5 protein-coding genes are annotated in these 6,095 nt (G+C 57.0%); 2 read left to right on the top strand and 3 right to left on the bottom strand.

Annotation, left to right across the window (positions count from 1 at the left end; translation table 11 throughout):
- The coding region (locus VEB01_RS19575) for a hypothetical protein (protein WP_324878417.1) at nt 1–799 on the top strand (799 nt) is incomplete at its 5' end.
- Between the two features lie 761 nt (nt 800–1,560).
- Here the strand turns inward: VEB01_RS19575 and VEB01_RS19570 are convergent.
- On the bottom strand, nt 1,561–2,685 hold the full coding sequence (locus VEB01_RS19570) for a Rieske 2Fe-2S domain-containing protein (protein ID WP_324878415.1): 1,125 nt from the start codon (nt 2,683–2,685) through the stop codon (nt 1,561–1,563).
- 51 nt (nt 2,686–2,736) lie between these two features.
- Entirely contained in the window at nt 2,737–3,795 is a 1,059-nt protein-coding gene (locus tag VEB01_RS19565; RefSeq protein WP_324878413.1) for an NAD-dependent epimerase/dehydratase family protein, read from the bottom strand.
- Between the two features lie 164 nt (nt 3,796–3,959).
- Between VEB01_RS19565 and VEB01_RS19560 the strand changes: the two genes are divergently transcribed.
- Nucleotides 3,960–5,570, top strand: a complete 1,611-nt coding sequence (locus VEB01_RS19560; protein ID WP_324878410.1) for an FAD-binding oxidoreductase — start codon at nt 3,960–3,962, stop codon at nt 5,568–5,570.
- A gap of 238 nt (nt 5,571–5,808) precedes the next feature.
- Here the strand turns inward: VEB01_RS19560 and VEB01_RS19555 are convergent, their stop codons facing one another.
- The gene (locus tag VEB01_RS19555; protein WP_324878408.1) at nt 5,809–5,946 is read right to left on the bottom strand and encodes a hypothetical protein; all 138 of its coding nucleotides are present in this window, start codon (nt 5,944–5,946) and stop codon (nt 5,809–5,811) included.
- Between the last annotated feature and the right edge of the window lie 149 nt (nt 5,947–6,095).

Below are 6,095 nucleotides of genomic sequence, written 5' to 3'. Positions count from 1 at the left end.
GTCTGAGATGGTGAAGGAAGGAAAGGACCAGCCCGGCCATTACCAGCTGAACCGGTACTACATTGAGGAGGCATTCGCGCTGATGGACAAGAGCCCGGTGCTGACGCTTGAGCAGAAGGCGAGCCTTGAGTTCACCTATATTGATGCCCTGTCAAAACCTTGGAGCAGACGCGAAGGTTATGGGATTCCGAACCTCGAGAAGTACGTGGAAATCCATCCCGAGCTGTTCGTGCAAGCCGTTGTCTGGACGTACATGCGCAGAGGCGAAGGCGAAGACCCGCCGGAATGGAAAGTCGCTCCCGAACAAGTTCAACATTTCACCGAACGCGGGTACAAGCTACTCGAAGGACTTAACAGAATACCCGGCCACGACGATCTGGGGGAACTCAAAGCAGACAAGCTCGCAGCGTGGATCAAGACAGTGCGGGACGCCTGTGCGGAACTCGGCCGGCTGGACATTGCCGATTTCTGCCTTGGCAATCTTCTGTCAGGCGCCCCGGTAGGAAATGACGGTGTATGGCCTTGCGAGCCTGTGCGGCAGGTCATGGAGGACGTGCACTCTAAAAAAATGATGAGGGGTGCGTACACTGGGCTCTACAATTCGCGTGGCTCGATTTGGCGCGGAGAAGGCGGTGCTCAGGAACGTGAACTGGCAGAAAAATACCGTGCTTGGGCGAATGAGCTTCGATATTCGCATCCTTTTGTGGCATCTGAACTGTTGATGGAAATGGTAAAGACATACGAAAACGAAGCGGACCACGAAGATATGGAGGCTGGGATCAGGAGGAGGCTGCGTTAAGCACTGCAGCGAGCAGCTACGTGGTCGAGCGCCACTGAACGCCCCCATTCAATCGGCGTGAGGGTTGGTCAGGTTTACGAGATTAGGAACGCCTTGGTTATCTCCACGTGCGAAGCAGGTATCGACACGAGTATGCCGATTTATCTTAGAGAATAACGAGGGGATCTGCCCGTTCGGCTAGTTACCTTCTATCTGCAACACTTAGGGCAAAGGGCACACATTGTCATTCACTGCTGGCGGCGCTCGCTATCTCGTCGCCTCCACGTGGGCAAACCCTTTTGTCTCAGCTCGAATGCAATCTTTGGTCAGGAGTACGCATCACCGAGCAGATCCAGAAAGCAGTCATTGGGTGCATCTAACTACCAACACCTGACGGCAGCTTTGGCCGATCTTGAGACTGTCGTGACGCGAACCCTGAGCTTCCGCTTCTGGCCACGAAAGCTGTCATTGCCGCCGTACATAGGCATCCGTGGCAGCACATCCTCCGCTATGGTCGGCTGTTCCAGCCTGCGCCCCTTTTGCGCCGTGGGCCGAATGGCAGAATTCTCCCCGCTTGAACTGAATAGCTCCTCAGAAAGGAGGATGGGGTAATGACCAAGTCACCGGCACCCTGCCGTGCCGGCGGCGAGTGGCTGCTCCGCGACCAGCCTGCCGGAGGCACCGGTAATCATGAATGATTCGATCCGATATTCGAGAGTTTTGTTAACCATGCCGCCTGAACGCGGTTTCTCCGTCCATCGCGGGATATCGTAAGCTCCCGATCACCCGGCGTGTGGCCTCGCGCCTCTAATCGGTGCTGCCGTCGTTCGGGCGAGATAATCCTCCCATTTCCGCGCCGTCAGCTGCTGAAACAGCGGCACGACGGGGTTGAGCTCGATGGGCGGCGCATCCCAATGCTGTTCGTAGCCCAACTGCTCCGCCTCCAGGGCAATCCCGTCCTCCAGGAGGATGGGATTGAACACCAGGGGCTTGGCGATGTTCAGCACGATTTGGGTCAACCATTTCGGCGTTTTAATGGAAATCAGCGGAATCTTGATGCTGTCGAAATAGAACAGGAAAAACACCCGGGTGGTCCGTTCGTCAATGGGCAGCAGGAACGACCAGTTCTTGATGCTGTCGCCGGTGTTGGTCCACTGATAGGGATACTCGTAACACAATTCGATGGAGCGGGTGTTGACTCGCTTCCGGTCGACAAAAATCCCCGAAATCCGTCCGGCGGCCATGTAGGCGTCGTAGGTCAGGTAAACCCGGTCCTCGTCGGCTTCGTGATGGGTCAGCTTGGCGTCGACGAAGGGGCGGTATTTCCGATGCAGGAAGGCATGGGCGAAATCGCAGATATTGTCGATCACCATGGAGTGGTGGGTGCGCCAGGTGAAATCCGCGGCAAAGTTGGCCCAGGGGTTGTCTCCAGTGAGTTCGGGAATTTCGGGAATCTTCCGCTCGCTGGCTAGCGCGGGATCGCCGGGGAACAGCCAGATCAGGCCGTAGCGGACTTGTACCGGGTAAGTGCGCAACTGGTTCTTGATGAGCGGCTTGCCGAAGCTGTCGTGGGAATAATCGACCAGCCGCCCATCCCGGTCGAAAGTCCAGCCGTGATAGACGCAGCGCAGATGGCATTGATCGACAACGCCATGGGTGAGCTTGAGCTGGCGGTGCGGACAGTGGTTCTGCACGGCGGCGAGCCCGCCATCCTCGCCGCGGAACAGGGCAACGGAACTCTTCCAGAAGACCACTTCCTTCACCTGGCCTTTCTTGACGGCGCTGTCGTATTCCACCGCGTACCAGCGGTCCGGATCCAGGCCGGCGGCACGGGCCTTTTGCCGAGAGTTTTTCGCTTCCGCGAAACTAGGCGGCGATTGCGGGGATGTCGCTTGCGCATTCCTCATCGTCAGGCTCTCTGTGTGGTTAAGAATGGATGATGGCGGCCAAAGCCCGTTTCACTTCGCCGGGGTGATGACACCGCGGCGTACAAAATCCTCATAGGCTTCCTGAATCGCGTCGGCCAGGCTGGTGGGCCGATAGCCCAACTCCTGTTTTGCCTTCTCGTGATCCGCCCGACGCCGCATCGAGAGCAGGCGTACCGCGGCTGGCGTGAACCGCCGGGGCGAGTTGGGAAATATCCGGAACCAGGTCTTGTCGGTCACTTCCGCCAGCGCGGCCATGACGGGTGCCGGCAAGCGCAGCCGGGGCGGCGGTCGGCCGGTCACCTGCCCGTAGAGCGACATCAGGTCGTCCACGCTGGAGTAGACGGTACTAATGATGTATTTCTGCCCGGAACGGCCTTTCCGCATGGCGAGCACATGGCCCTCGGCGATATCGCGGGCAGAGACGAATTCGAAGCCGCCGGGAATATAGGCCTTGAGCCGGCCATGGGCGTAGTCGATGAGCACCCGTCCCATGCGCGATGGCGCATAGTCATGGGGACCGACGATGGCGCAGGACGTGGCGACGACCACGTTGAGGCCGTCCGCATGGGCGCGTAAGGCTTCGTGTTCCACCAGATGCTTGGTAAAGCCATAGGGCAGATGGCGATCGAAAGGATAGAACGGCATGCCCTCGTGGCTGGGGAGGTCGGGCTCGTAGCCGGTGGCGCTGAGCGACCCGGAAACCACTACCTTGTCGACCGCGTGGCGCGCGGCTGCTTGCAGAATGTACCGCGTGCCGAGGACGTTCGTATCGAAGACTTCCCGCTTATGGGCCGCGTTCCCGTCTATGGTCGAGACCAGCGCCGCGCAATGATAGACGCGGAAACAGCCGCGCACGGCCGCATCAACCGCCTCGCAATCCCGCAAATCGCCGTAGGTCCGCTCCACGTCGAGTCCCGCCAACGCTCCGTTGTCGCGTCCTTGCCGCATCAGCACGCGGATTTCCTCGCCGTCGGCCAGCAGGCGGCGTACGAGATTGGCACCGAGATGGCCGGTCGCTCCGGTGACTAGCACTTTTCCCGAGTTCATGTTGGGGTCGTTTTTCGTGGCGTCGAGGCCGGATGGTAACATGCTTCTTTCGCGGGAAGAGACAAAAAACTCCTTACCCATGTACGGGGATATGGAATCGCGATCTTCCTCCGCCTGCCGCCTGTCGATAACACCGCCATAATGTTTTTCCGGTAGATATCAGCCAGTGCGCGGTTAACCGAGAAATCCAAGCAATAACAAAATACATGAACAAAGCCGATTGCAGATCTGGCCAATTTTTCGAATATTTGCTCACCCATTACCGTGGCTTATTCGCGGTTATCGTATTGCTACCCATTTCCTGCATCTATGGCGCCTACGTCACGATCCGCAACAGGATCATGTTTCGCTTCCATAGCGCGCCCGCCCGGCATGAGCGAAGGGTCTGGGACGTGATTCGGCAAATCGAGGACTGGAAGAAATCCGGGGCGCGGGAAAAGCTGTGTACGGCCCGCTCGGGCTGGCAGGCCATGAGCGAAATGGTGCCGAAATACAAGCTCACCCATCGCAATATCCATATTGGCATGTACGACATCCTGGAAATCGACCAAATCCGCCGCACCGTCCGCGTGGAGCCTCTGGCCAGCATGGGACAGATTTCCCGCAGCCTGATCTCCAAAGGTTGGATTCTGCCCGTGGTACCGGAACTGGACGATCTAACGGTGGGCGGGTTGATCATGGGATTCGGGGTGGAGACCAGCAGCCACAAATACGGGTTGTTCCAATATATATGCGAGTCCTTCGATATCGTCACGGCTGAAGGGGAACTGCTCCGATGCAGCCCGTCCGAAAACTCCGAACTTTTTCATCTGATACCCTGGAGCCATGGGACCCTGGGTTTTCTGGTCGCCGCCGAACTGAAGATCATCCCGGCCCGTAAATACGTCCGGCTCCACTATCAGCCGGTATATACCCAGGCCGAGATGATTGATGTGTTCGAGCGGGAATGCCGGGATACGGAAAACAACGATTTCGTCGAGGGCTTGGTTTACAGCCGCGAAACAGCAGTCATCATGCGCGGCGTGCTTACCGATGACGTTAGATCCGACGGGCAGGTGAATGCCATCGGGCGCTGGTATCAGCCCTGGTTTTACAAGCATGTACAAACCTGGCTCGAATCCGGAAAGGAAGGCGTCGAATACGTGCCACTCCGGGATTATCTCCACCGGCACACCCGCAGTTATTTCTGGACCATGGAAGAAATCATTCCTTTCGGCAACCATCCGGCCTTTCGGTGGCTGCTGGGCTGGGCGTTGCCCCCGCGCATCGAACTCCTGAAATACACGGAAACCGAAACCACCCGGCGGCTCAGGGAAAAACATCATGTCGTCCAGGATATGCTCATGCCTATGCAGCGCCTGAAGGAATCCATCGAATACTTCGACGATCATTTCGACCTTTATCCCTTATGGCTTTCGCCGATGGCGGTTTATGGCAATGCGCGGGATCTGGGGTTTCTTCATCCCTTCACGGACAAGGACGGCAACGTGGACGAAATGTACGTGGATATCGGTGCCTACGGAACCCCGCGCAAAAAGGATTTCGATGGCCGCATCGCCCTGCCTCTCCTAGAAAAGTTCGTGATCGAGAATCAGGGTTATCAGGCCCTCTATGCGAAAACCACCCTGAGCCGGGAGGATTTCCGAACCATGTTCGATCATACCGATTATGACCGGCTGCGGGAGCGGTTACCCTATTGCACCCAAGCTTTTGGGGAAATCTACGAAAAAGTATCGTCGCGGGGCAGGGTTTCGCCGATTGAGATGCGAAAACTGAAACCGTCGGATTTGGCGAGGCACCTGCAAAACAGCAACTGAACTCGGAGTTGGCAGCGAGCCAAAATAACGAGGGAATGAGTGGCCGCTTTGTCAGATGAATCAGTCGTTCACGTGTATTTTACGACTGGCTGCTTCTGTCCTCGCCCATCCTCGACAGAGTGTTGGAAGAACGAGGCGACAGCAGAAGAAGATGAAGAGAAAACGCGGGAATCATTAGCGCCTGAATACGGTAATATCAATTCCACATAAGAATGCGTTTCGGAACCGGGGCGGGATGTTAGGACTGCTTTCCGTCCGGGCAAGTATCCAGTTGGATTCGACGGCTATAGTTGCCGATGCAGAAGCCCACGGAACCGCCGAGGGCGGCGAAAAAACCGGTCATCATCACGATTTCGAGTATGTTCAGGCTTAACATTGGCTAGTTGTCAGGTCCCGTGTGATTCTTTACCAAGAAGGAGCTATGCTCTCTTCGAGGCACGGAGTGTCCTCCGTGAAGTTTTTGGTTCATCCGGTTGAGACTCATCACGATGCAGATTCAACTTCACAAGAACGCCCGCACCACCC

This window comes from Methylocaldum sp., assembly GCF_035627495.1.
In the GTDB taxonomy this organism is placed as follows: Bacteria; Pseudomonadota; Gammaproteobacteria; order Methylococcales; family Methylococcaceae; genus Methylocaldum.
Note: the sequence above shows the minus strand (reverse complement) of the source record. Positions and strands in the feature narration are given on the sequence as shown.

What these genes read in the sequence shown, in the direction of transcription:
- VEB01_RS19565 (WP_324878413.1), bottom strand. Translation starts at nt 3,795, where the DNA reads ATGTTACCATCCGGCCTCGACGCCACGAAAAACGACCCCAACATGAAC.
- VEB01_RS19555 (WP_324878408.1), bottom strand. Translation starts at nt 5,946, where the DNA reads ATGTTAAGCCTGAACATACTCGAAATCGTGATGATGACCGGTTTTTTC.
- VEB01_RS19560 (WP_324878410.1), top strand. Translation starts at nt 3,960, where the DNA reads ATGAACAAAGCCGATTGCAGATCTGGCCAATTTTTCGAATATTTGCTC.
- VEB01_RS19570 (WP_324878415.1), bottom strand. Translation starts at nt 2,685, where the DNA reads ATGAGGAATGCGCAAGCGACATCCCCGCAATCGCCGCCTAGTTTCGCG.